General features: G+C 63.6%; 19 protein-coding genes. 13 read left to right on the forward strand and 6 right to left on the reverse strand.

The features are described 5' to 3' along the window. Positions 1-9: 9 nt before the first annotated feature. Entirely contained in the window at positions 10-1,926 is a 1,917-nt protein-coding gene (typA, locus tag HMPREF0291_RS09685) for a translational GTPase TypA (RefSeq protein ID WP_005290834.1), read from the reverse strand. 306 nt (positions 1,927-2,232) lie between these two features. Between typA and HMPREF0291_RS09690 the strand changes: the two genes are divergently transcribed. Together HMPREF0291_RS09690 and HMPREF0291_RS09695 are read left to right on the forward strand one after the other, a co-directional pair. Next, positions 2,233-2,973: an Rv1157c family protein gene (locus tag HMPREF0291_RS09690; protein ID WP_232210301.1), complete on the forward strand. Its 741-nt coding sequence runs from the start codon at positions 2,233-2,235 to the stop codon at positions 2,971-2,973. Positions 2,974-3,001: 28 nt separating this feature from the next. Then, complete coding sequence (locus HMPREF0291_RS09695) at positions 3,002-3,580, forward strand: ribonuclease FAU-1 family protein (protein ID WP_005290838.1); 579 nt, start codon at positions 3,002-3,004, stop codon at positions 3,578-3,580. Here HMPREF0291_RS09695 and HMPREF0291_RS09700 read toward each other — a convergent pair. After that, on the reverse strand, positions 3,577-3,909 hold the full coding sequence (locus HMPREF0291_RS09700) for a DUF2218 domain-containing protein (RefSeq protein ID WP_040423787.1): 333 nt from the start codon (positions 3,907-3,909) through the stop codon (positions 3,577-3,579). The two genes, HMPREF0291_RS09695 and HMPREF0291_RS09700, sit on opposite strands and share 4 nt — an antisense overlap. Positions 3,910-3,967: 58 nt before the next feature. Here HMPREF0291_RS09700 and HMPREF0291_RS09705 point away from each other — a divergent pair, with 58 nt between their 5' ends. The 3 genes from HMPREF0291_RS09705 (at position 3,968) to HMPREF0291_RS09715 (ending at position 8,163) form a co-directional block, all read left to right on the forward strand. Continuing rightward, on the forward strand, positions 3,968-4,897 hold the full coding sequence (locus HMPREF0291_RS09705) for a DUF808 domain-containing protein (protein ID WP_005290844.1): 930 nt from the start codon (positions 3,968-3,970) through the stop codon (positions 4,895-4,897). A 61-nt stretch (positions 4,898-4,958) separates the two neighbouring features. Continuing rightward, positions 4,959-6,683: a hypothetical protein gene (locus HMPREF0291_RS11370; RefSeq protein ID WP_005290847.1), complete on the forward strand. Its 1,725-nt coding sequence runs from the start codon at positions 4,959-4,961 to the stop codon at positions 6,681-6,683. A 133-nt stretch (positions 6,684-6,816) separates the two neighbouring features. Then, positions 6,817-8,163: a DUF4185 domain-containing protein gene (locus HMPREF0291_RS09715; RefSeq protein WP_040424551.1), complete on the forward strand. Its 1,347-nt coding sequence runs from the start codon at positions 6,817-6,819 to the stop codon at positions 8,161-8,163. Here the strand turns inward: HMPREF0291_RS09715 and HMPREF0291_RS09720 are convergent. Further along, entirely contained in the window at positions 8,160-8,474 is a 315-nt protein-coding gene (locus HMPREF0291_RS09720; protein ID WP_005290853.1) for a DUF4298 domain-containing protein, read from the reverse strand. The two genes, HMPREF0291_RS09715 and HMPREF0291_RS09720, sit on opposite strands and share 4 nt — an antisense overlap. 59 nt (positions 8,475-8,533) lie before the next feature. On the opposite strand from HMPREF0291_RS09720, the gene HMPREF0291_RS09725 reads away from it, so the two are divergent. Beyond that, positions 8,534-8,953: a cupin domain-containing protein gene (locus HMPREF0291_RS09725; RefSeq protein WP_005290855.1), complete on the forward strand. Its 420-nt coding sequence runs from the start codon at positions 8,534-8,536 to the stop codon at positions 8,951-8,953. 71 nt (positions 8,954-9,024) lie between these two features. Here the strand turns inward: HMPREF0291_RS09725 and HMPREF0291_RS09730 are convergent, their stop codons facing one another. Both HMPREF0291_RS09730 and HMPREF0291_RS09735 read right to left on the reverse strand, forming a co-directional pair. Next, on the reverse strand, positions 9,025-9,774 hold the full coding sequence (locus HMPREF0291_RS09730) for an SCO1664 family protein (RefSeq protein ID WP_005290859.1): 750 nt from the start codon (positions 9,772-9,774) through the stop codon (positions 9,025-9,027). Further along, positions 9,767-10,351, reverse strand: a complete 585-nt coding sequence (locus tag HMPREF0291_RS09735) for a histidine phosphatase family protein (RefSeq protein WP_005290862.1) — start codon at positions 10,349-10,351, stop codon at positions 9,767-9,769. Before HMPREF0291_RS09735 ends, HMPREF0291_RS09730 begins: the two co-directional genes overlap by 8 nt. Positions 10,352-10,390: 39 nt before the next feature. On the opposite strand from HMPREF0291_RS09735, the gene HMPREF0291_RS09740 reads away from it, so the two are divergent. The 7 genes from HMPREF0291_RS09740 to trhA all read left to right on the forward strand — a co-directional run bounded on the left by HMPREF0291_RS09740 (position 10,391) and on the right by trhA (position 20,039). Continuing rightward, the gene (locus HMPREF0291_RS09740) at positions 10,391-11,791 is read left to right on the forward strand and encodes a P-loop NTPase family protein (RefSeq protein ID WP_005290865.1); all 1,401 of its coding nucleotides are present in this window, start codon (positions 10,391-10,393) and stop codon (positions 11,789-11,791) included. Further along, a complete protein-coding gene (locus tag HMPREF0291_RS09745) occupies positions 11,784-13,730 on the forward strand; it encodes a vWA domain-containing protein (RefSeq protein WP_005290869.1) in 1,947 nt (648 codons plus the stop codon). Before HMPREF0291_RS09740 ends, HMPREF0291_RS09745 begins: the two co-directional genes overlap by 8 nt. 178 nt (positions 13,731-13,908) lie before the next feature. Further along, complete coding sequence (locus HMPREF0291_RS09750) at positions 13,909-15,942, forward strand: bifunctional metallophosphatase/5'-nucleotidase (RefSeq protein WP_005290872.1); 2,034 nt, start codon at positions 13,909-13,911, stop codon at positions 15,940-15,942. Between the two features lie 196 nt (positions 15,943-16,138). Then, positions 16,139-17,584, forward strand: coding sequence for a DHA2 family efflux MFS transporter permease subunit (locus HMPREF0291_RS09755; RefSeq protein ID WP_005290874.1), 1,446 nt, complete (start codon positions 16,139-16,141; stop codon positions 17,582-17,584). Between the two features lie 76 nt (positions 17,585-17,660). After that, positions 17,661-18,521 (forward strand): SDR family oxidoreductase, encoded by an 861-nt coding sequence (locus HMPREF0291_RS09760; RefSeq protein ID WP_005290877.1) that lies wholly within the window; start codon positions 17,661-17,663, stop codon positions 18,519-18,521. Between the two features lie 200 nt (positions 18,522-18,721). Beyond that, the gene (locus HMPREF0291_RS09765; protein ID WP_050748824.1) at positions 18,722-19,318 is read left to right on the forward strand and encodes a spermidine synthase; all 597 of its coding nucleotides are present in this window, start codon (positions 18,722-18,724) and stop codon (positions 19,316-19,318) included. Positions 19,319-19,331: 13 nt separating this feature from the next. Further along, the gene (gene trhA, locus HMPREF0291_RS09770; RefSeq protein WP_005290883.1) at positions 19,332-20,039 is read left to right on the forward strand and encodes a PAQR family membrane homeostasis protein TrhA; all 708 of its coding nucleotides are present in this window, start codon (positions 19,332-19,334) and stop codon (positions 20,037-20,039) included. An 18-nt stretch (positions 20,040-20,057) separates the two neighbouring features. Here trhA and HMPREF0291_RS09775 read toward each other — a convergent pair whose 3' ends face one another. Beyond that, positions 20,058-22,199, reverse strand: a complete 2,142-nt coding sequence (locus HMPREF0291_RS09775; RefSeq protein WP_005290886.1) for a YhgE/Pip family protein — start codon at positions 22,197-22,199, stop codon at positions 20,058-20,060. Positions 22,200-22,967 lie beyond the last annotated feature (768 nt).

Below are 22,967 nucleotides of genomic sequence, written 5' to 3' on the forward strand. Positions count from 1 at the left end.
GCGCTAATGCTACTTGTTCATCTGCTTGGCACGAGAACGTGCACGGCCGCGCTCGGTGGAATTGAGGATCACCTTGCGCACGCGCATGACCTCGGGCGTGACCTCGACGCACTCGTCGTCGTCGCAGAACTCGATGGCCTCATCCAGGGAGAGGGTCCTGGCCTTGGCCAGCGTGACCGTTGCGTCTGCGGTGGCAGAACGCATGTTGGTCAGCTTCTTCTCCTTGGTGATGTTGATGTCCATGTCCTCGTCGCGGCTGTTCGCGCCGACGACCATGCCCTCGTAGGTTTCCGCGCCGGGCTCGACGAAGAAATCGCCACGGTCTGCCAGCTGCGTCAACGCGTAGGCGGTGACCTGGCCGGAACGGTCGGCAACGAGCGAGCCAGTCGGGCGGCCCTTGATCTCCCCTGCCCACGGGCGGTGCTCGATGGAGTAGCTGTTGGCAATACCAGCGCCGCGGGTCTCGGTGAGGAACGTCGTGCGGAAGCCAATCAGGCCGCGGGACGGGACGTCGAACTCCATGCGGACCCAGTCACCGGCGCCAGAGTTGCCCATGGCGGTCATCTGGCCCTTGCGGTTGGCCATGAGCTGGGTGACAGCACCCTGGTGCTCGGACGGAGTGTCAATGACCATGTGGTCGTAGGGCTCATAGGTCTTGCCGTCGATCTCCTTGGTGACCACCTGCGGCTTGCCCACGGTCAGCTCGAAGCCTTCGCGGCGCATCGTCTCGATCAGAACGGTCAGGGCCATTTCGCCGCGGCCCTGGACCTCCCACGCGTCGGGGCGGTCGGTCGGCAGCACCTTGATGGAGACGTTACCAATCAGCTCCTGGTCCAGGCGCGCCTTGACCATGCGGGCGGTGAGCTTGTCGCCACCGCCGCGGCCGGCCATCGGGGAGGTGTTCACGCCGATGGTCATGGAGATTGCGGGATCGTCGATTTTGATGCGCTCGCGGGCCTCGACGTGCTCCGGGTCGCACAGGGTGTCGCCGATCATGATCTCGTCGATGCCGGACACCGCGGCGATGTCGCCGGCGACGACCTCGCCCTGGGCCGGAACACGCTCAAGACCTTCGGTGACCAGCAGTTCGGCGATCTTGACGTTCTTGACGTGCTCGTTGCCGTCAGAGTCGTAGTGGACCCAGGCGACGTTGTCGCCTTTCTTCACGCTGCCGCGGTACACGCGGATCAACGCGATACGGCCCAGGAAGGACGAGGAGTCTAGGTTGGTGACCTGCGCCTGGAACGGGGCATCGATGTCGGCGGAGGGTTCGGGGAGGACGTCGTAGATGACGTCGAAAAGCGGCTGCAGGTCGTCGTTGTCCGGCAGGCCGCCGTTACCCGGGTTGTTGAAGGAGGCACGGCCGGCGCGGCCGGAGGCGTAGAGCACCGGCAGCTCGAGCAGGTTCTCTGCGGCTTCAGCCGCATCCGGATCCTCCAATGACGCGCCGAGCTCGAGGAGCAGGTCCTGGGCCTCGTCGACGACTTCGTCGATACGCGCGTCCGGGCGGTCGGTCTTGTTCACGCAGATGATCACGGGTTTTTTCGCCTCGAGCGCTTTGCCCAGGACGAAGCGGGTTTGCGGGAGGGGTCCTTCGGAGGCGTCGATAAGCAGAACAACACCGTCGACCATGGACAGGCCGCGCTCCACCTCGCCGCCGAAGTCCGCGTGGCCCGGCGTGTCAATGACGTTGATAACTAGATCGCGGCCATCCTTGCCCGCGCCTTTGCGGCGGATGGATGTGTTCTTCGCCAGAATGGTGATGCCGCGCTCGGACTCGAGATCGCCGGAGTCCATGACGCGGTCCGCGACCTCGCCGTGGTCACCGAACACGCCGGACTGCTCCAGCATGCCGTTGACGAGGGTGGTCTTGCCGTGGTCAACGTGCGCGACGATAGCGACGTTGCGGAATTCGGGGTGCGACACTGCGGATCTGCTCCTTCTTGCTTTTGCGTGACGACGCCACCGCAACGGCAGCCCCGCTTGAACGGTTAAACCCTACCCGCATACGGTGGGTAACGCGATGTCGGGGCGCAGCCGAACTGAAGACAGAACCCAACAGAGAACTCAACACACGCGGAGCAGGACCCAGGAAACAACACGCAACGCCCGCCCCAATCCCGACATTGGGACGTAAGAATACTATTGATATTTATGTTGCAATTGTTTTCAAAGTAACTAAAGTGTCCTGTGATAATGCGTTACTTTCCCGACGCGAAGGACCCAACTCCCATGAAGCTGAAGAAGCTCCCCGCCCTGCCGGCCCTGCCAGTGCCGTCGCGCCCTGTGAAGGCTGCTGCTGCGGCGACCATGCTCGCCGCCGGGCTCGTGGCCGGTGCGGCCGCTCCCGCCTCCGCGCAGAGCGCTGCCCCGGGACTGCCGGATCTATCGAACGTCACGTCGTCGCAAATTATCGACGATCTCGGCCGCCCCACCCCGCAGGTCCAGCGCGCCGTGACCGATTTTGCTAGCCAGCCGTGGGTGCCGCCGCAGGTGCGCGACGCACTTCTGGCAGCGGTCGGGTTCACCGCCGGGAAGGGGCAGACCGGTGGACCGGCCCTGCCGACGAACGGCCCGGCGTTTCGCCAGGGGTACTGGCCAACGGTGTCGCTGAACTGCATGGGCCCGGGCCTGCACTCCACAGGGTCCGTTATCGCGGTGCCGGGACCGGCGAACTCTCCGCAGCCGGCGCCGAAGGCCGGGGAGAGCACGTTCGTCTTCACCGCCCTGGGCACGGGAGCTGCGGAGAAGCAGCAGGGCCAGATGAATGTGTACTGGGTGAATGTTGGCTCGCTGCGCAGCGGTGTAACGCCTCTGGGCAATAACGGGATTAATCCCACAGGACCGGCAACCTTGTCCGGGGTGGCCTCCACGGGCCCCGGACCCGTTCTGGCAGTGGTCGACGGTGCGGTGAAGACAGGCGGGAAGTCCTGCCGCTTCGCACCGGTGGCCCTGACGGCGACGGTGAAGTAGGACGCCGGATGTAGGAAAGGCGATCGAGATGACTGGCACAGGCCCCCAGGTAACCCCGGGCGCGGCAGATTCTGCCGTGGATCTCCACCCCGTCAAGCAGGAGACCTTCGACACGATGTCGAAGACGAACACGGACCCGAAGGGGTACCTGCGCGACGTGGACACGTTCACGGTGACGGATTTCGGCCTGTACATGGCCCGTGGGGCCAACCACCCGAAGTTCGGTTACCTGGAGAGCTGGTTGCTGCCGGAACTCAACTTGCGCGCCAACATCTTCCACTTCCGCGAGGGCGTGGATGTGGAGCAGGACTTCTACTTCGACATCGCCGCCATTGATCACGAGGGCGAAGTGTGGCGCACACGCGACTTGTACGTCGACCTCGTGGCCATCCAGGGCGAGGCGATCGACGTGCTCGACATCGACGAGCTTGCCGCGGCCACCTCAGCAGGCCTGATCAGCGCCGCGGAAGCGGAGAAGGCGATCGATGCCACGCTCAACGCTGTCGAGGGCATCACCCGACACGACGACGACGCGATGGAATGGCTCCGCGCCCAGGGCATCGAACTGACATGGGCTGAGGAAGTGGAGTTGGCGCCGGTGGGTTAGGCGCTGTCGCGCGAGAAACGTGCGACGGTCTCTCCCCCGCGTAGCCACTCGACGACGACATCGTCTTCGTTCGCGATGTGGATCAAGCGTGTGGCTACCTGACGTTCGGCCTCCTCAACGCCGTCACGGGGACCCTCGACGCTGAACATGAGCACGCCGTCGGTGCCGATGACATCGCACGTGGCGTCCGGGAATTTGAACAAGCCTTTGGAACCGTCGCTGTCCCACGTCGCGTCAATGGTCTGAGCGAAGTGGGCGGCCAGCCGCTTGCCGCACCGCCCTGGGCTGGACAAACGCACCCGGGCTGTCGATGTGACCGTTTCAGACATGCTCACACCATACATAACGGGGTAGGCTCTGCTCGTTCCCTACAGAAAGGCTCAAACAATGGCCGGTGGTTTGCTCGCACTGCTTGACGACGTCGCCCTGATCGCCCGCACCGCCGCATCCAGCATGGATGACGTGGCTGCCATGACGGCGAAAACGTCCGCTAAAGCTGCAGGTGTTGTAATCGACGATGCTGCAGTGACGCCGCAATATGTCACGGGGGTGACGCCGGCGCGCGAGTTGCCGATGATCTGGCGGATCACAAAGGGTTCGCTGCGCAACAAGCTGCTCATCATTCTGCCGATCGCGCTACTGCTCAACGCCGTCGCTCCGTGGGCTTTGGTGCCCATCCTCATGATTGGTGGTTCCTATCTGTGCTTTGAGGGTGCGGAGAAGATCGTCGATAAGCTTCTGCACGACGAGGATGAAGCAGCAGAGCGCGCCGTCAACCGCGATGCTGAAAGCGAAGACTCGCTGGTCCAGCGCGCTGTGACGACAGACCTAATTCTGTCTGCGGAGATCATGATCATCGCGCTCGACGAAGTCGCTGACCAGCCGCTGTGGATGGAATTCCTCGTGCTGGTGGCCGTGGCCATCTTCATCACGATCGCGGTCTACGGTGCGGTGGCGCTGCTGGTGAAAGTCGACGACATCGGTCTGGGCATGGTTGAGCGCGGCAATACGCCAAAGCTGGGCACTGCCCTGGTCAAGGGCATGCCGTACGTGCTCAAGGCGATCGGTGTGGTGGGCACGGTAGCCATGCTGTGGGTCGGCGGACACCTGATCATTCGTGGTTTCGACGAAGTCTTTGGCTGGCACTGGCCGCACGACATTCTCGCCCGCGGTGTGGAAGCAGTCGGCGGCGGCTTCGTCGGCTGGCTTGTGGATACTGCTGGGTCGCTGGTGATGGGTCTCATCGTCGGCTTCGCCGTCCTGGCTGTTGTGGAGCTGGTTCGAAAGATGCTGGGCAAGTCCCACCAAGCTGGATGATCCCTGCCAATCGAACCCAGCCATTCGTTCAGCCGTTGCCTAACGCGTAAAGTTTCGAGTCATGGAACCGACCCCGCGCTACCCCCTTGCGCCGACCGCCTTAGGCGACGGCATGCGCGTGCGCGTGGGCAACGTCATGCACGCCACGGTGCATGAGAGCCTCGGCACGGCTGGCGGTGCTGGGCAGGCAGGCCTCACAACGGTTGAACTGGAACCGCACCCGATCTCCGGCGGGTGGCGCGTGCGCTGGCCGCAGGCGCACGGCAGCGTCATCGGTGAGATCGCCGCCGCAGACCGCGACACGCTGTTCCCTATCGACATCGTGCACGACGCGGGCATGATCCCGACCGCGACCGCCACGCTAGACGTCGCACCAGGCACCGGTGTCTGCGACGTCACGGTCAACCTCGCACCGGCCGAATTTGTCATTCCGGGCAACAACCCGCTCCCCGGTTCGGTAATGCTGCCCGGCAGCTACGACGAAACCGTTTTCGTCGACATCTCCACGGGCGAGTTCAGCGCTTCCGACATCACGGACATGTCCCCCGGCCAGTGGCTCGTGGGGCTGCTGGTGCGCGGGCAAGACATTGTGGTCACATGCGACGGCCGCGTACTCGGCACATTGCCCCACCCCGAGGCCGACCTTTTGCGCTCGCTTATCGACGCCTCCCCCGCCCCCGTCATAGCCCGCGCCTTCGCCAACAACGGACGCATTGGCGTCGATGTCTCCCCTGTTTCTGGGGCGGGCGCAATCCAGCAACTTCCCGAGCTGCCTCTCGAGCCGGAAACCTCCGACGACCCCTGGCAGGTCTACGAATACGCCGACGGCACCCTAGCCATCACCGTCGAGCTCGATGCCGCCATCGACCCGGAGGACCAAGTCATCCCGTTCCCGGGTGCGCGGGAGATCTTCCTGGATTGGGAACCGAAATACCAGCCGCCAGCGCAGGACGAGACCCCGGAAGCAGCCCCGCGGGTGCGGGTGGAGCCAGTCTTCGAGCCGGTACCAGCGCCCGAGCCGGAACCAGAGCCTTTGCTGCCCCCAGAACCGGAGCAGGAGCCGTTGCTGCCACCGGAGCCGGAGCCGTTGCTGCCGCCGGAGCCGGAGCAGGAGCCGTTGCTGCCACCGGAGCCGGAGCCCGTGTTCGAGCCGGAGCCGGAACCAGAGCCGGAGCCCGCGCCGAGGCCAAAGCCCATGCCGGAGCCGGTGTTCGAGCCGGTGTTCAAGACGAAGCCCGAGCCGAAGCCCGAGCCGGAGCCGGTGCTCCCGCCAGAGCAGCCGTCCCCCGCGGAGCCACCAGCGCCGGAACCGCTGTTCCCGGCCGAACCGGCGGAGCGCCCCAAGCCGGAACCGCTGTTCCCGGCCGAACCGGCGGAGCGTCCGAAGCCGGAGCCACTGTTCCCGCCCGAGCCGGCTGCGAAACTGGAGCCGTTGTCCACCGCAGAGCCGAAGGCTCAGCCGGAGCCGCTGTTCCCGGCCGAACCGGAGGCTCGGCCAGCGTCCCGCGCGGGGCGAAGACCACTGTTCCCTGCAGAGCCTTCGTCGGAGCTGCACCGCCGAGCGCAGGCTCATGTGCCTACGCAGTCCTTCCCGGCTCCTATATCGTTCAACCCCGGCCGCAGCAGTACCTCGGCCGACCTCGCCGGCGAGAACACCTACTTGTCCGAGGTGGAAAAGGTGCGGTTGCGGCGTGCTACGCGTTCTCGGCGCGCGGCACAGGGCACGGGCCGGCACAGGCGCCCCGACGATACGTCCAGTGTCGGGCGCCACAGGAAGCCGGAATAAAGCACTCGCCCTTTGCTAGAGTCCAATCCGGTTGCATCATCGCCCCCGGATATCAAAGCGAGCTAGCCCCATGCATACCCCGCGTACCCCGCGTTTCCTTCGTCCCGGTCGCTCCCGTCGTTCCCCGCGTCCCCTGCGTTCAACGTCTTCCGCCGTGCTCGCTGGACTTGCCGCTGTATCCCTGATCAGCCCTGCGGTAGCGGACGCACAGAGCTCGTCTTCTTCCTCGAGCTCGTCGAGTTCGCCGAGTGACTTCAGCTCCGGGCTCTTCGGCACGCCGTTGGAGAAGCCAGCGGCAAAGCCCGGAAACAACCCCTGGAGCCGGGTCAGCGAAGGCCTCGACGTCACGATGGTCGGTGACTTGCTGGGCACTCACCAAAACGACATTGGTGCCGGTGCGTTGGATCTGGGAATCATGGCGCCGCTGGGTATCGGGGAGGAATTCGCCATCGTCTTCGGCGACTCGTTCACCGGCCGCGGTTTTGGCCAGGGCGAGTGGCTCAGCCCCATCGGTGCAGTCGCTGAGATGGACGGGAACGGCCGGATCACTTTGAAGCGCCCGCTGAACAGTGGTGATTCTGTAAGACAGCTCATTAACTACCGTCACGACAACAACTTGACGTTGATTCCGTCTGATGTGATCAACATCAACGGGGTCTTGTACATGCAGGGCATGTGGAACGCGGGCCTGGGCAACATCGTGGAGACCCAGATCTGGAAGTCCACTGACAACGGCCGCACGTGGACGTCGGTGGGCACGACAAGCCCGCGCTATATGAGGGGTCTGGGCAACATGATCAGCTGGGAGATGGGGCCGGATGGTTTCATCTACGTGGTGTCGTCCGATTTCCGTCGCCAAGACTCGGTGTATTTGTCCCGGTTCCGCGAGCAGGACATTGGCAACCGCGAAAGCTGGGAGATTCACGATCCCGCCACCGGCACGTGGGGTTCGAAGATGGGCAAGCCGATGCTCTCCAAGAACATGAAGGCCGGTGAGATGTCGTTGCGCTACATCGACGGCCACTGGGTGCTCGCAATGTTCAACGCTCAAACCCGCTCCATCGAGGTGCGCGTGTCCGAGACCATCGCGCGCAACTGGGACGAGATTGCGCCGGCCCGCCCCGTCGTCGCTGGCGACGGCAATTGGCGCCACCGCCAGGACGAGAACAACTTCACCCAGCTCTACGGCGGTTACATTGTTCCGGGTTCGACTCTGGACAATATGGACTTGGTTGTCTCGCAGTGGAACACGTCCAACAATTCCCGCTACATGTCCACCCAGTTCAACGTGAAGGGCCTGGACAAGTTCTTCGGCATCGCCCCGTCGGATGCCCCAGCCGAGGTCGACCGCGGTGCGGTGGGCGACCAGACCGTCCTCGACGTCAACGAGTCGGACATCACGCAGGACGCCTTGGACCGCCTGGACAAGGAGCAGGCGATGGAGGAAGCTACCGACGTCACACTCGTGCCGCTGAACTAACCCTCTCCGCTAGACTCGCCGCCGTTTTGGTATTCCCGCACAATGCGCGCGGAGACGGCGGCGATCTCTTTCACTGCCTGGTAGAAACGCCCCATCTCGTTCCACACGCCGTCTTCGGACAGGACGCCGAACTGCGCGTCGGGGTAGTTCTGCATGTCGCCGCTCCAGCCGGTTTCGTAGTACTCGATCAACGGCGCCAGCTCACCCCAGGCCTCCTCAAGCTGCTCGGGCAGGTTCTCGAGGGTGGCGTTGGTGCGGGTGATGCGGGCTAGTCGAGCGTCGTTAAGCGGGATGCGTTCGGGGAGATCCATGCCCTTGGATTCTAGGTAGACTGAAGGTGCCTGATGTTCGCAACACATAAGGAGGAACAATGGCTGATCAAGGACCCAACCCGTACGTCGTTGACATTGAGAAGGCGACGGTGGATAACGAGGCCTTCCGCGACACGCTGTGGACCGGCAAGAAGCTCCAGCTGACCGTGATGACTATCCCGCCGGGCGGCGAGATCGGCGCGGAAATTCACGACGACCACGACCAGTTCCTGCGCCTCGAGGCTGGCGAGCTGCGCGCGATGATCGGCGCGTCCGAGACCGACCTCGAGGTCGACCAGGTTGTCGGCGCTGACTGGGCGGCGTTCGTTCCGGCTGGCAAGTGGCACAACTTCACCAACGAGGGCTCGGAGCCCGCGAAGCTGTACTCCATCTACGCGCCGCCGGAGCACGACCACGGCACGCGCCACGAGACGAAGGCTGACGCGGACAACGACCCGCAGGAGACTGACGGCGTTTAAAGCTCGTCCTGCGGAGAGGCCCCGAACGTACTGGAGGTGCGTTGCGGGGCCTTTCGCTTGTCGACGCCCCCCTACACCAACGGCCACGGGAACTGGTACTGGTGGCGCGGAGCCGGGAACATGGGCAGCCCCGCAAGACGTAGGGCGCGTTCCTGCAGTGCCTCGACCTCTGCGGGCTCGAGCAGCTCGGCGATGTCGGCCGGAACGTCATGAATGAGCGGCGAAACGGCCTCGATGAGCGCCGAGTCGATGAACTCGCCTGCGAAGTCCCAGATCACGGTACGCAATTTGGGGTCCTGGTGAAAGCACAGGCCTTGATCGATACCCCACACGTGTTCGGGCCCGGACGGCCCCTCCCCGAGCAGCACATGGCCGGACTTCCGGTCGGTGTTATTGGTCAGCACGTCGAAGACGGCCATGCGGCGAAACTGGTCGTGCAGGTCCTCGCGCGTTTCGTAGAGCGGGAAGTAGTGGGAGCCGTCATTGTCGATGTACAGCTGCAGCGAACCGATCCCTAGCCCCTCGATGTCGCGCACGACAGTCGGCGGGACGAGGTGCCATCCAAGGTGTTCGCTGAGCAGGAACGCCGCGCGCTCCCTCCGCCATAAAGCGGGCGAGAAGTCGTGCAGGTACTGCTCCCCTGCTTCTGGCTTGAATACAGCCCATGCGTACTCACTGTCATCCTGGTCGCCGCCAGCGGTGATGTCGAAGACGAAGGTCATGTTCGACGACCCAGCCACCTGCCCCACGAAACCTAGTTCACCGTGGGTAAGCAGCTCGAGCTCCCGCGTGAACGGCGGCTGAAGCGTGTGGTCAGACAACGCGGCCCACTCCTTCGGCGAACTCAATGACGGTCACGGACGCCGGATCTGCTTTCGCTTTCTGGAATTCGTCCAGGTTCACACCGCGGTAGTGGGTAATGGCCGCCTTGATGGGATCTGCATGGCTGAAGCACGCGACAACGCCGCCCGGGAATTGAGCAGCTGCGCGCTCGATTCCGGCGACGACTCGGTCCTGCATCTCCACAAAGCTTTCCCCGCCGGGGAACCGGAACTGGCTAGGAGTCTTCTGCACGGTTTGCCACTCTGGCAACTTGCTCAAGTCGGTCAACTTCTGTCCCGTCCAGTCGCCGAAATCGCATTCAATGAATGCGTCGTCAACGACCGGCTCCAGCCCGAAAACGCGGGCGGTCGGCTCCGCGGTTTCGCGGGTACGTTCTAAGGGGGAGGTGAAGATGGCGTCGATAAGCGAAAAGCGTTCCTTGAGCTGCACAGCGACACGTTCCGCTTGCTGGCGGCCCGTCTCCGAAAGGTGCAAGCCCGCCGCCCGACCAGGCAGAACGACACCGGTGGTAGGGGTTTGACCGTGGCGGATGAGGAGAACGCGCGTAGTTGTCATCCCGGCCAGTGTATGGCGAGCCGGAGTAGTCTGGGGCGCATGACTTCAGCTCCGAATATCTCGACCCTCGGTGAACTGCGCGAAAGCGGGAATTACCCGTACCGGACAATCCGTGAAGAGCTGCGAGACAATCTTCTCGCAGCGCTGGCGGCAGGCGACAACCCGTGGGAGGGGCTGCACGGCCTGGAGAACACGGTCATTCCGCAAGTCGAGCGCGCGATCATTGCCGGCCACGACATCGTGCTGCTCGGCGAGCGCGGCCAGGGCAAGACACGTCTGCTGCGCACGTTGCCATCGCTTCTCGACGAATGGACCCCTGTCCTCACCAACTCCGAACTGCGCGAACACCCGCTGCACCCGATCACCGACGCTTCCCGGGCGCTGGTGTCTGAGAACGGCGACGCGACCCCGATCTCGTGGCTGCACCGCGACGAACGCTACTCCGAGAAGCTCGCCACCCCAGACACATCGGTGGCGGATCTGATCGGCGATGTGGACCCGATGCGTGTGGCCGAAGGCCGCAGGCTCGGTGACCCGGAGACCATCCACTACGGGCTCATCCCCCGCTCCAACCGTGGCATTGTGGCCATCAACGAGCTTCCTGACCTGGCTGAACGCATTCAGGTAGCCATGCTCAACGTCATGGAGGAAGCAGATATTCAAATCCGCGGGTACATGCTGCGCCTGCCCCTCGATGTGCTGGTCGTGGCGAGTGCTAACCCGGAGGATTACACGAACCGCGGACGCATCATCACCCCGCTCAAGGACCGCTTCGGCGCGGAGATCCGCACCCACTACCCGCTCGAGCTGGCCGCGGAAATGGCAGTCATCGAGCAGGAAGCGGATCTCACAGCCGAGATCCCGCCTGTGCTGCTCGAGGTCCTCGCACGGTTTACCCGCGCGCTGCGCGAATCCCCCGCCGTGAACCAGCGTGCAGGTGTTTCCGCACGCTTTGCCATTGCTGGCGCGGAAACGGTCGCCGCATCAGCTCGCCACCGCGCCGCTGTGTCAGGCGAGGACCCCGTTGCCCGCCTGGTGGACCTTGAAGCCGCCGTCGACGTGATGGGCGGCAAGGTCGAGTTCGAACCCGGCGAGGAAGGACGCGAATGGGAGTTGCTGGAGTACATCCTGCGCACCGCCATCGCCGGGGCCGTGCGTCGGTCGGTGCGCGAAATCGACTTCGCTCCGCTCATTGCCGCGCTGGACGGCACCCGGACAATCTCCACGGGTGAGCACGTCACTGCTGCTCAGTTCCTCGCCGGCCTGCCGGACCTTGACGGCGCAACGCTGTACGACGATTTGACCGCCGCCTTCGCACCCGAGAACGGCGCTGGTTCGGACGGCCACCGTGCCGCAGCCATTGAGCTCGGCATCGAATCCCTCTACTTGTCCCGGAAGATCTCGAAAGACTCTGGAGAAGGCGAAACAATCTATGGCTAGATCCCGCTACACCCGCTATACCGGCGGACGGGACCCCCTGGCTCCCCCGGCGGACCTGACGAAGGCACTGCGAGAAATTGGCAATGAGGTCATGGCCGGCTACTCCCCGGAACGCGCGCTGCGCGAATACCTCCGCCGCGGTGCTGACGGTTTCGAAGGCTACGACGATCTGGTCGCGCGCATTTCCGAGCGCCGCCGCAACCTGCTGCAGCGCCACAACTTGGGCAAGACGCTGCAGGACGTGAAGAAGCTTCTCGACGACGCTGTGCTCGCCGAACGCGGCCAACTCGCCCGCGACGTGCACATGGACGACATGGACCGGCAACTGCGGGAAATGCAGCTGGATAACCTACCCGGTTCCCCTGCCGGCGCAGTGAGCGAACTGGGCACATACGAGTGGGCATCCTCGGAGGCGCGCGAAAAGTTCGAGCAGATCAAGGACTTGCTCGGCCGGGAGATGCTCGACCAGCGATTCTCCGGAATGAAGGATGCACTTGAGAACGCGACGGACGAAGACCGCGCCGCAATTGCAGAAATGCTGCGGGACCTCAATATTTTGTTGGGCAAGCACCGCCTCGGCGAAGATACCGAGGAGGACTTCCGCGCCTTCATGGACAAGCACGGCGCGCAGTTCCCGGAGAACCCCAGCACGATCGACGAGCTCGTGGAGCTGCTAGCCAAGCGCTCTGCGGCCGCCCAGCGCATGCTCAACTCGATGACGGACGAGCAGCGCCGCGAACTCATGGAGCTGTCCGCGCAGGCTTTCGGCTCGCCGGAATTGATGAACCTGATGGGCGAGTTGGACGCGAACCTGCGCGGCATCCGGCCAGACCTCGACTGGCACGGCGGCGAACAGTTCGAAGGAGACGAGGGGCTGGGGCTGGGCGACGCAGCCCGCGCAATGGAGGACCTCGGTCGTCTCGACCAACTGGCCGATGATCTCTCCGGGCTCACCCCGTCGGATGCCGATCTCGAAGACATCGAAGATCTGCTCGGCCAAGACGCGGCCGTGTCCGCGCGCACACTCTCAGACTTGGAGAAGGCGCTGCGCGATGGCGGGCTTCTTCAAAAGGGTGACGACGGCAGCCTCAAACTCTCCCCGCAAGCCATGCGCCGACTCGGCCAGTCACTGCTGCAGGATGCCGCGCAGCACCTCTCCCCGCGGGAGGGGTCCCGGGATTCGTCGTCCGCCGGCCAGACCGGTGAACCGACCGGCTCGAGCCGCGCCTGGGAATTTGGCGACACCCAGCCGTGGGATACGACCCGCACGATCACCAATGCGATTCAGCGTCAAGCTGCAGAAGGATCCCTGAGTGCGGGCCCAGTGAACATCACGATCGGCGACGTAGAAGTCCAGGAAACGGAGGCCCGAACCCGTAATGCGGTGGCCCTGCTCGTGGACACGTCCTTCTCCATGGCGATGGAAGGGCGCTGGCTGCCGATGAAGCAGACTGCTCTGGCCCTGCACCACCTCATCTCTACGCAGTTCCGCGGCGATGAGCTTGCACTGATCGGTTTCGGCCTTTACGCGCAGACGATGGACATCTCCGAGCTGACCGCCTTGCCGCCGCTGCAGGAAAAAGGCACGAACTTGCACCATGCGCTGCTGCTCGCGGACCAGTTCTTCTCCCGCCATCCGAACATGAACCGCACGCTGCTCATCGTCACCGACGGGGAACCGACCTCCCACCTCACCCAGGACGGAGAGCCTGTCTTTTACTGGCCCACCACGCGCGAAACCCTCGCGCTGACCGTCACGCAGCTCGATACTGTCACGCGTCGCGGGGCGCATACCACCTTCTTCCGCCTTGGAGGTGACCCGAATCTCGTCGCGCTTCTCGACGCACTAGCCTCCCGCGCCGGCGGCCGCGTCGTCGCCCCCGACCTCGACGAGCTCGGTTCCGCGGTCGTCGGCGAGTTCCTCGGCGGCTTGTGGTGACACAGTGAACCTGAGTGGCTATTCGGGCATTCCTTAACGTTTCGGACATTCCAGCTTCACGTCGCCGCCACCTTTCTGACTTAGGTTCGATTGCGGTTCTCTGTCTCTGCATGTGCCAGTAGCTGAGTACGGACCGACATTTTCCCCCAACCGCTTTCGAACCGAAAGGTGCCCACGCATGCGTAAGAACTTGCGCGCCACCATCGCTACCGCGACGATCAGCGCCCTGTCCGCATCCGCTCTGACCGTGCCGGTCGCATCCGCCGACGAACAGACCGCCAAGATCTCCATCTCGAATATCACCGACTTCCACGGCCGCTTCGAGCACGACGAGAAGAACTCCATCCCCGGCGCCGAGCGCTTGAAGTGCGCCATCGACCAGGAGGCCGAACCGTTCGGCGACGCGCACATTTTCACCTCCTCCGGTGACAACATCGGCGCTTCACCGTTCTCGGCCATGCTGCTTGACGACGCTCCCACCATCGAGGTCCTCAACCAGATGGGCCTGAAAGTCTCCGCTGTGGGCAACCACGAATTCGACAAGGGCGCGGCAGACTTGTCCGAGCGTGTCATCCCGGACGCTGCCTTCCCTTATCTTGCAGCGAACGCTGATTCCGTGAACGGCACGGAGCCGTACCACGTCGAGGAAGTCGACGGCGTGAAGGTCGCTTTCATCGGTACCGTCACCGCCGACATGCCGAACCTGGTCAGCCCGGACGGCATCGCGGGCATCACGTGGAACGACCCAGTTGCCACCACCAACACTCTGGCGGAGGATCTCAAAGACAAGGGCGAAGCCGACGTTGTGGTCGCCCTCGTCCACGCCGGCGGCATCGCCCCGGACAAGTTCGAGGCTGTCGACGTCGCATTCCTCGGCCACACCCACGTGGTTGTTAACCCAGATGCCTCCACCACCCCGGTTGTGGCGCAGGCTGGCCAGTACTCCCAGGGCTTCGCTAACGTTGACTTGAGCATCGACCGTGCAACCAAGCAGGTCACCGTCGATGAGGCGAAGGTCGTCGACAATGCCACCGTCCTCGCATGTGACAAGGCCTACCCGGAGATTGCCACGACCGTCTCGACAGCCGCAGCGGAAGCCGAAGAGCAGGGCAAGCAGGTCGTGGCCAACACTCCGGTCGCGTTCACTCGCGGCAGGAACGAGGGCGCAGAATCCGGCACGAACCGCGGTGTCGAATCCTCACTGAGCAACCTGCTCGCGGAGGCCGCTAAGTGGAGCGTCGCGGCGAACTCGAACGTCACGCCGGACATCGGCATCATGAACGCGGGCGGTGTCCGCGACGATCTCCCTGCAGGTGACGTGACCTACAAGCAGGCGTTTTCCGTTCAGCCGTTCGGCAACGAGAACTCCTACAAGTCCATCAAGGGCAAGGACTTCAAGGACGTCCTCGAGCAGCAGTGGAAGCCCGGTCAGGACCGCCCGCGTCTTGCGCTCGGCCTGTCCAACAACGTGTCCTACACCTACAACCCGGACGCGGAGCAGGGTCAGCGCATCACCTCCATCACCATTGACGGCAAGCCGATGGACATGGAGAAGGACTACGTCATCGCCGGTTCCACCTTCCTGCTCGGCGGTGGCGACAGCTTCGAGGCCCTGACCCGGGGGTCCGAGATGTCTAACATTGGCCTGCTCGATGTCGACGCATTCATCCAGTACCTCAAGAGCGACGAGGAACTCGCCCCGCGCGGCCAGTCCGCCGTGGGCGTGAAGCTGGACCAGCCGCTCAAGCCTGGAACGGACGCCACTATTGATCTGTCTTCCCTGATCTACACCATCGACGACCCGGCCAAGAAAGTCACTGTCTCACTCGAGAACGCTGGAGGCGACAAGCTCGCCGAGGCATCTACCGACATCGATCCGGACCTCGGCGAGCAGGGCTACGGCGAGGCCGGCAAGGCCACCGTCAAGCTGGCCGTCCCAACTGACGCTAAGGGCGATCTGGTCCTGCGCATCACCACCGACGCGAAGACCGACGTCACCATGCCGGTCAAGGTGGAGGGCAACAACGGCGACAGCGACACCGACGACAACAATGGCTCCGCCGCATCCTCTGCCGCCAAGGGAGTGCTGCGCTTCTTCCGTGCGCTGGCTGCCATCGCCGCGCTGATCGGTGCGCTCAATTTCTTCAACCCGAAGCTTTTCGAGGACACTCGGAAGCCTTTTCTCGGGAATGATGTCGTAACTGGGAACTGACACGACCACTGAATAGGCGCCGCTGGGGTTTCCCGGCGGCGCCTGAGCGTTTCTAGATTCTCAGTATCGCCTTTTACAGCGGAGCGAAAGCGTTTCTGCAGGTCAGATTTCGGACATGAACCTGAAAGGCGATACTGAAAAAGTAACTCCCGCCCGACCAACCCCGGAAGAGCCCGCCAGGAGTAGATTCGCCCAGGTGAGTACGTACGCCCAAGATCAGCGCTCGCCATGGCCGGCTTTGTGGTCGATGATGCTCGGATTCTTCATGATCCTCGTGGATTCCACCATCGTCGCCGTGGCCATCCCGGCGATTGCTGGAAGTTTGGACGCCTCGTACAACGAGGTCATCTGGGTCAACAGTGCTTATCTGCTGGCATACGCTGTCCCGCTGCTGATCACAGGACGGTTGGGCGACCGCTTCGGTCCGCGCAAGCTGTACCTAACAGGGCTCGCCCTGTTCAGCGTGTCCTCACTGGTCTGCGGGATGGCGGGCGCGGTCGGATCGGTCGGGGTGCTCATCGCCGCCCGCGCGTTCCAGGGTCTGGGCGGGGCGATGTTGTCCCCGCAGACGATGTCGGTGATGATCCGCACGTTTGCGCCGAACGAACGCGGCACCGCGATGGGCCTGTGGGGCGGCACGGCGGGTGTCGCCACAGTCGCAGGTCCGCTGCTGGGTGGCTTCCTCGTGGACCTCGGCGGCTGGGAGTGGATCTTCTACGTCAATGTGCCGGTGGGCATCATCGGCCTCATTCTCGCGTGGAAGCACGTCCCCCGACTGGAACTCACCGCGCGCAGTTTCGATTGGCTCGGTGTCGCGCTCAGTGCTGCGGGCATGTTCTGCTTGATCTTCGGGATTCAGGAGGGTGCGAACTTCAACTGGGACATTCGCGTGGTGGGCCTCATCGCGACAGGCGCAGTGCTGCTCGTGGCGTTTGTGTGGTGGCAGACGCGCACGTCGCGCGATGCGCTGGTTCCGCTTTCGCTTTTCGACGACAGGAATTTCGCTCTCGCCTCCCTCACCATCGCCACCGTTGGTTTCGCGGTATCGACCTTCACTATCCCGTGGATGATTTACGTCCAGAGCGTGAAGGTTCTCACGCCCACGCAGGCAGCTCTGCTGATCTTGCCCTCGGGCGTGGTGTCGGGAGCGTTGTCTGGGTTCATCGGCAAGCTGACCAATACGCGCGACCCGAAACCGATCGTGATCACCGGTTTGAGTGTGACTGCGTTGAGCATGGTGGCGGCGGCGGGGATCACACAGCCGTCGATAAGCAGTGCGTGGATGCTGCTCATCTCCGTCTTTTATGGTTTGGGGAACTCGATGATGTGGGGGCCGCTGTCGATGATTGCCACGCGCAATCTCGATCCGCGGCTGGCGGGGGCTGGGTCGAGTGTGTACAACACGGTGCGGCAGGTCGGTGCGGTCATCGGGTCGGCGAGCGTGGCCGCGATGATGTCGGCGCAGCTGGCCGCGCGTGTTGGTGACGGCGACTCGACGTTCGCTGGGCCACTCCCGGAGCCGCTGCACGAACCATTCGCCACAGCGATGGCCGCCACAATCCTGCTACCTGCCGGAGTCCTCGCTGCGGGCGCCGCACTGGCGCTGTTCTTCAATAAGACTCGGACGTGGAACGACAACTAGCGGATGTGTGCGCCGGGTCACAAATTTCTAGCCATTTCGCCCCCACGAACAGTTTTGCAGTTCTAAGGTGTATCTCATGTGGAACCCTTTAGCTAAGCCATTTCGCCATGACGAGAACGAAACCCCCTACGCGAAGCCGGAGGATTTTGTCGCCGATGCTTCGAGGCGTCCTGCGGCCTTCATTTCCGGTGGTGCATCCGGCATCGGTAAGGCAACGGCCCAGCGTCTGCTGAACATGGGCTGGACCGTCGGCTCCTATGACGTCAACGAGACCATCTGGGGCACAGACGACATCCCCGAAGGCCAGCTGATCACCGGCCACCTGGACGTCACCGACCGCGAGAACTGGGATGCGGCTCTTCAGGACTTCACCTCCAAGACCGGCGGCCGCCTGGACTTCCTCTTCAACAACGCCGGCATCATCATCGATGGCGAGGTTGTGGACCAGGATCCGGAGAAGGTCCAGTTGCTCACCGACATCAACTGCGTCGGCGTTGTCTACGGTGCGCAGGCCGCATACCCCTACCTCAAGGCGACGAAGGACGCGGTGATGATCTCCATGTCGTCGGCATCGGCGATCTTCGGCCAGCCGGAGATCTCCACGTATTCCGCATCGAAGTTCTTCGTCAACGGCATGACGGAGGCGCTGTCGGTCGAGTGGCGCAATGACGACATCCGCGTCCACGACATGATGCCCCTGTGGGCCGCCACCCAGGTGGCCAACGTGAAGGCCCAGTCGGTGAAGAACATGGGCGTCAACCTCACTCCCGGCGACATTGCGGATGAGACGATCAAGGTGCTCACTTCCAAGCAGCCGTGGATCAAGTGGGTGCAGCACCACTCGGTCAGCCTCTCCGACCGTGGCTTGAAGTGGCTGCGCAAGCCGTTCCCGGACCCGATCGCTCACGTCTTGATGCGTTTTGCCGCCGTCTGGTAGTCGCCCCCGCAGACGTCAGGACAAGCCACGCGCCAGGAAGTTCCGTCCCGCGGGCACCTACCCCATCGACACCGGGTCAGCGCGGATCATCACCGACCCGGAGCGCGATGGGGCGTACGTGTTGGAGGTCAACGGTGTGCCGTCGTCACGCATTGTGTTGGGTGCGCCGCGGGTGCTGGGCTTCGACTACATGGAGTGGATTGCCGCGTGCCTGCGCGAGCCGCGCACCGTCGTCCACCTCGGCGGTGCCGGGTGCTCTCTGCCGCGCTATTGCGCCGACGTCTGGCCGGAATCGCGCAACATCCTGGCCGGAATCGCGCAACATCGTTGTGGAGATCGATGGCGCGTTGAGCGAACTCACCCGCTCGCTTTTCGACGTCCCCGCCCACTTCCACACCAGCGACGCCCGCACCTACGTGCACTCCCTATCCCCGGGCAGCGTCGACGCTGTCATCCGCGATGTTTTCGACGGGCCCACCACCCCACGCCACGTGACGACGGTCGAGTTCTACCGCGCCGTCGCACGCGCCCTGTCCCCCGGCGGGGTCTATGTGGCCAACATTGGAGACCGCGCAGGTCTCGCCGAAACACGCGCAGAGCTCGCCGGGATGGTGGAAGCGTTTCCGCACGTCGGCGCACTATCTACGCCTGGCATGCTCTCTGGGAACAGCTACGGCAACGTGGTCGTGTGGGGCAGCGACCGCGCTGTTGGACCGGGTGCGGTCAACGGCGTCAAGCAAGCGGACGCTGCGTGGGTTCGCACGATGACTGAGGGGATTGCACCCCGCCGCGACTAGGCTTGCAGGCGTTATGACTGCGCAAAGTAGAAGTGGCGAGCAAATCCGCGTCACCCACTGGATCGCCGACCGTGGCGAGCGCCCCCTCATCCGCGGCTGGGCCCACCTGTTCGCGGCCCAAGCGGCCACCATCGCCGCCACCGTGCTGATCACCTTTTCCTGGATGACGCTCACCTGGCTGGAGGCGCTGAGCGTGACCATCTACGGTGCCGGCCTGATCGCACTGTTCTCGGTCTCGGCGACCTACCACCGCTTCCCGTGGCGCACCCAGCGCGGCGTCGAGGCGTGGAGGCGAGCCGACCACGCCATGATCGCCGTCTTCATCGCCTCCACGTACACCCCAATGTGCGTCATCGCGCTACCGCCGCGGATGGCGGCGTGGACCCTGGCCATCGCATGGGTCGGTGCGCTGGGCAACCTCGCGCTGAAGTTGTTCTGGTCGGGCCACCCGCGCTGGCTCTCCCCCATCATCTACGTCGGGCTGGGCTGGATCATCATCCCGCTCATCCCCTACCTATGGAACAACGCCAACCCGGCCGTGCTGTGGCTTCTTTTCGTCGGCGGTGTCGCCTACACCGTGGGTGCCGCGATCTATGGCTTCAAGTGGCCTGGGCGCGAGGCCCGCTACTACGGCTACCACGAGCACTTCCACACCCTGACCATTGTTGCTGCGATCGTGCACCTGATCGCTGTGTGGATCCTCGTCGTCAGCGCCGGATAAAGCCGGACGCGGCAGCAGCTAGCGGCTGAAGACCGACTGCAGCGGCTCCTCGCCTTCGCGGATCTCACGCTGGTAGATCTCGCGCTGACGCGGGTTCTCGTTCGGGTCGTCGATGTGGAGCGCCTGGCGGCGGGCGTTGTAAATCACGATGGATCCGGCGATCGCCAGCAGCGACACCACAACCAGGACGACCAGGCCGGTCCAGAACGCGCTGTCGTAGATGCCGTCGACAGTGCGGACGAACAGGTTGCGGGCGTGGCTCATCGGGTGGAACGGGTTCAGGGCCGCCAGCGGTGCCGGCAGTGTAGACAGCGGCCAGACGGAGCCGGAGGTGAACAGGCCCAGAGCGAAGAATCCGATATTGAACATCGCGCCCACCACGCGTCCGAACAGGATGCGGAAGAACTGGAAGACGGAGGTACCCATCACGTCGATCAGCAGCAGGGTCATGATCATGACGGGCCAGCTCACCGGGCGCCAGCCGAGGGTGATGGACACGAACGCCAGCAGTGCAGTCAGCGCGACGTTGACACCGAAGTTGCTCAACCACGCGGACAGGACCGGGCCGGTGGCGCCGGATGCCTTGTGGCGGCGGCCAATCGCATGCGGCAGCAGGATGGACATGACCGCCATGAGCATGAAGTTGATCACGATGAGGCCGATGATGGAGAAACCACTCGACGGCTCCTTCACGGTCGGGTCAGCCTCATCGACAACGAGCTGCGTCGGGTGCTCGTTCGCCTCCATGAAGGCGATCGGGACGGCGATCTGGTCGGAGGACTTGTCCATGTCTTTGACCTCGGGGGCGCGCTGTGCGCCGTCGCCAAGCTTGGTGGACAGCTCGGTGGAGCCGTCCTTGAGGCGGGTGGTGCCGTCTTGGAGCTGGGCGCCGCCGTCGACAAGCTGGGTGGTGCCGTCCTTGAGGCGGGTGGTGCCGTCGTGCAGGCGGTTCGCGCCGTCGGTCAGTCGGGTGACACCGCCGTTGAGCTGGTCGGTACCGTCAGCCAGCTGGTTGGAGCCGTCGATCAGGCGGTTGAGGCCGTCACGGTACGGCATGTTCGGGTCGGAGAGGTTCGCGTAGAGCTCGCCGGTACCGTCGCGCAGACGGTTGAGGTCGTTGACGACGTTCTGCGGATTCTCCGGGTCGAGCTGCTTCACAATGCCGTCAATCTTGTCGGCCTGCTCGTTCATGCCCACAGTGCGCAGCGTGTCCACGATCGGCTTGAGCTGGCCCACGCCACCCTGCACGTTCTGAAGCAGCGGGATGAGCATGTCGGTGAGCTTGTTGACGCCTTCGTCGATCTGGCGGGCACCGTCGGCGAGCTGGTCGGTACCGCCCTCGAGCTGCGTCAGGCCGTCGCGCAGCTGGTAGGCACCGTCCTTGAGGCGACCTGCACCGTCGCCGAGCTCACCGACACCTTCCTTGAGCTCTCCCGTACCGTCGTTGAGCTGCGTGGCACCGTCGTCAAGCTGGTTGATGCCATCGACTGCACGACCGGCGCCCTCTTTGAGCTGGCCGGCACCGTCGTCGAGCTGCTTGGAGCCGTCGGCTGCGGCGCGGATGCCGTCGCCAAGCTCGTTGATGCCGCCGAGAACCTCCTCGGCGTAGGTCTTAGCCACCTCGGCTTTGACCTCGGACTGGATCTGCGGGAGCAGGCCGGAGGTCAGCACCGCACCGTTGGTGCCGTTGTAGTCGTTGAGGTTGATCAGGATCTCCGCTTGCTGCGGCTCCGGGTCGATCACGCTGACGACCTTCTCAGAGAAGTCCTCCGGGATGGTCACGGTGAACAGGTACTTGCCCGTGAGCAGGCCCTGCTTCGCCTCTTCATCCGACACTTTGGAGAAGTCGAGGTAGTCGCGGCTGGTCAGACCTTCGACGACCTGGTCGCCGATATTCTCCATCCCGGCACCTTCACCGCGGTCAACGCCCTTGTCGTTGTTGACCACAGCCAGGCGCGTCTGCGGCACGGAGCCCGTCGGGTCCCACATGGACCACATGTACAGTCCGGCGAACAGCAGCGGCACGACCATCGCCAGGATGATCAGCGTGCGTGCGACCGCGGAAAACGGACGCCAGGTCAGAAGGCGTTCGAGCGGCCCCATGTTTTCCCGGGCCTGAGCCTGGGCGGAATCGCCCTGGCCTGTAATTTTGGTGCTCAACGGTAACCTCTCTCCGGTTCGACGCCCGCATCACATTGACTGGAAGCACAATATTTAGCGGACGTGATCAAAATTACTTTGTAGAGGAATATAGCTCTAATCGCCCAGGAATTCATAAGTTTTCAGCGTGAGTTTGTGCGCATTCCACAGAATTAGTGCATTAGCCCCGGTACGTTTCGGCGATTTCGTTGCATATGCGCCGACCCGAAGCTGCAGTATGGAGAAGGCGGAATGAACCCTCGGTTTGCCAGGCAGCGAGCAAAATATAACCACATGCACAATTCCGGTTCTTCATTTGACCATCGCCTACGCTCTGAGCACTGTAGCTTTGCGGGCTAACGGCCGCGTTAGACTGACGAGCAACGTAACCCCCGAAGACCGTTGCGGGCCCCTATTCTCGCGACACGAGAGATAGCACCTACGCTCTGAGCCGGTTGGTTGCGACTGACGCGTTTCTCTACCCTCATCGACCACCCAAGAATCAGCACGCCGACGGAAGACGGCCTGCGCATGAAAGACTGCATCGACCAGATCGTTTTAATGTTCTGTTCGAAGAGATTGCCCTGTTCCCACAGCTTCCGCACAGACCATGGGCACAATCCCTTGAGCAAAATGGTGCCCAACTTCATTAACCATCCGTTTCACTAGGTTCACTCATACTTCCGTTGAGTGCCGTGGACCACGCACGCTTCACTACATCAGGCCGACGGAAATGGCCGAATGACCAACAGCAGACAGCCCTCCGGCTCACAGGTTCGCATTTTCATT

It is taken from the genome of Corynebacterium genitalium ATCC 33030 (genome assembly GCF_000143825.1).
Classification (GTDB): Bacteria; Actinomycetota; Actinomycetes; order Mycobacteriales; family Mycobacteriaceae; genus Corynebacterium; species Corynebacterium genitalium.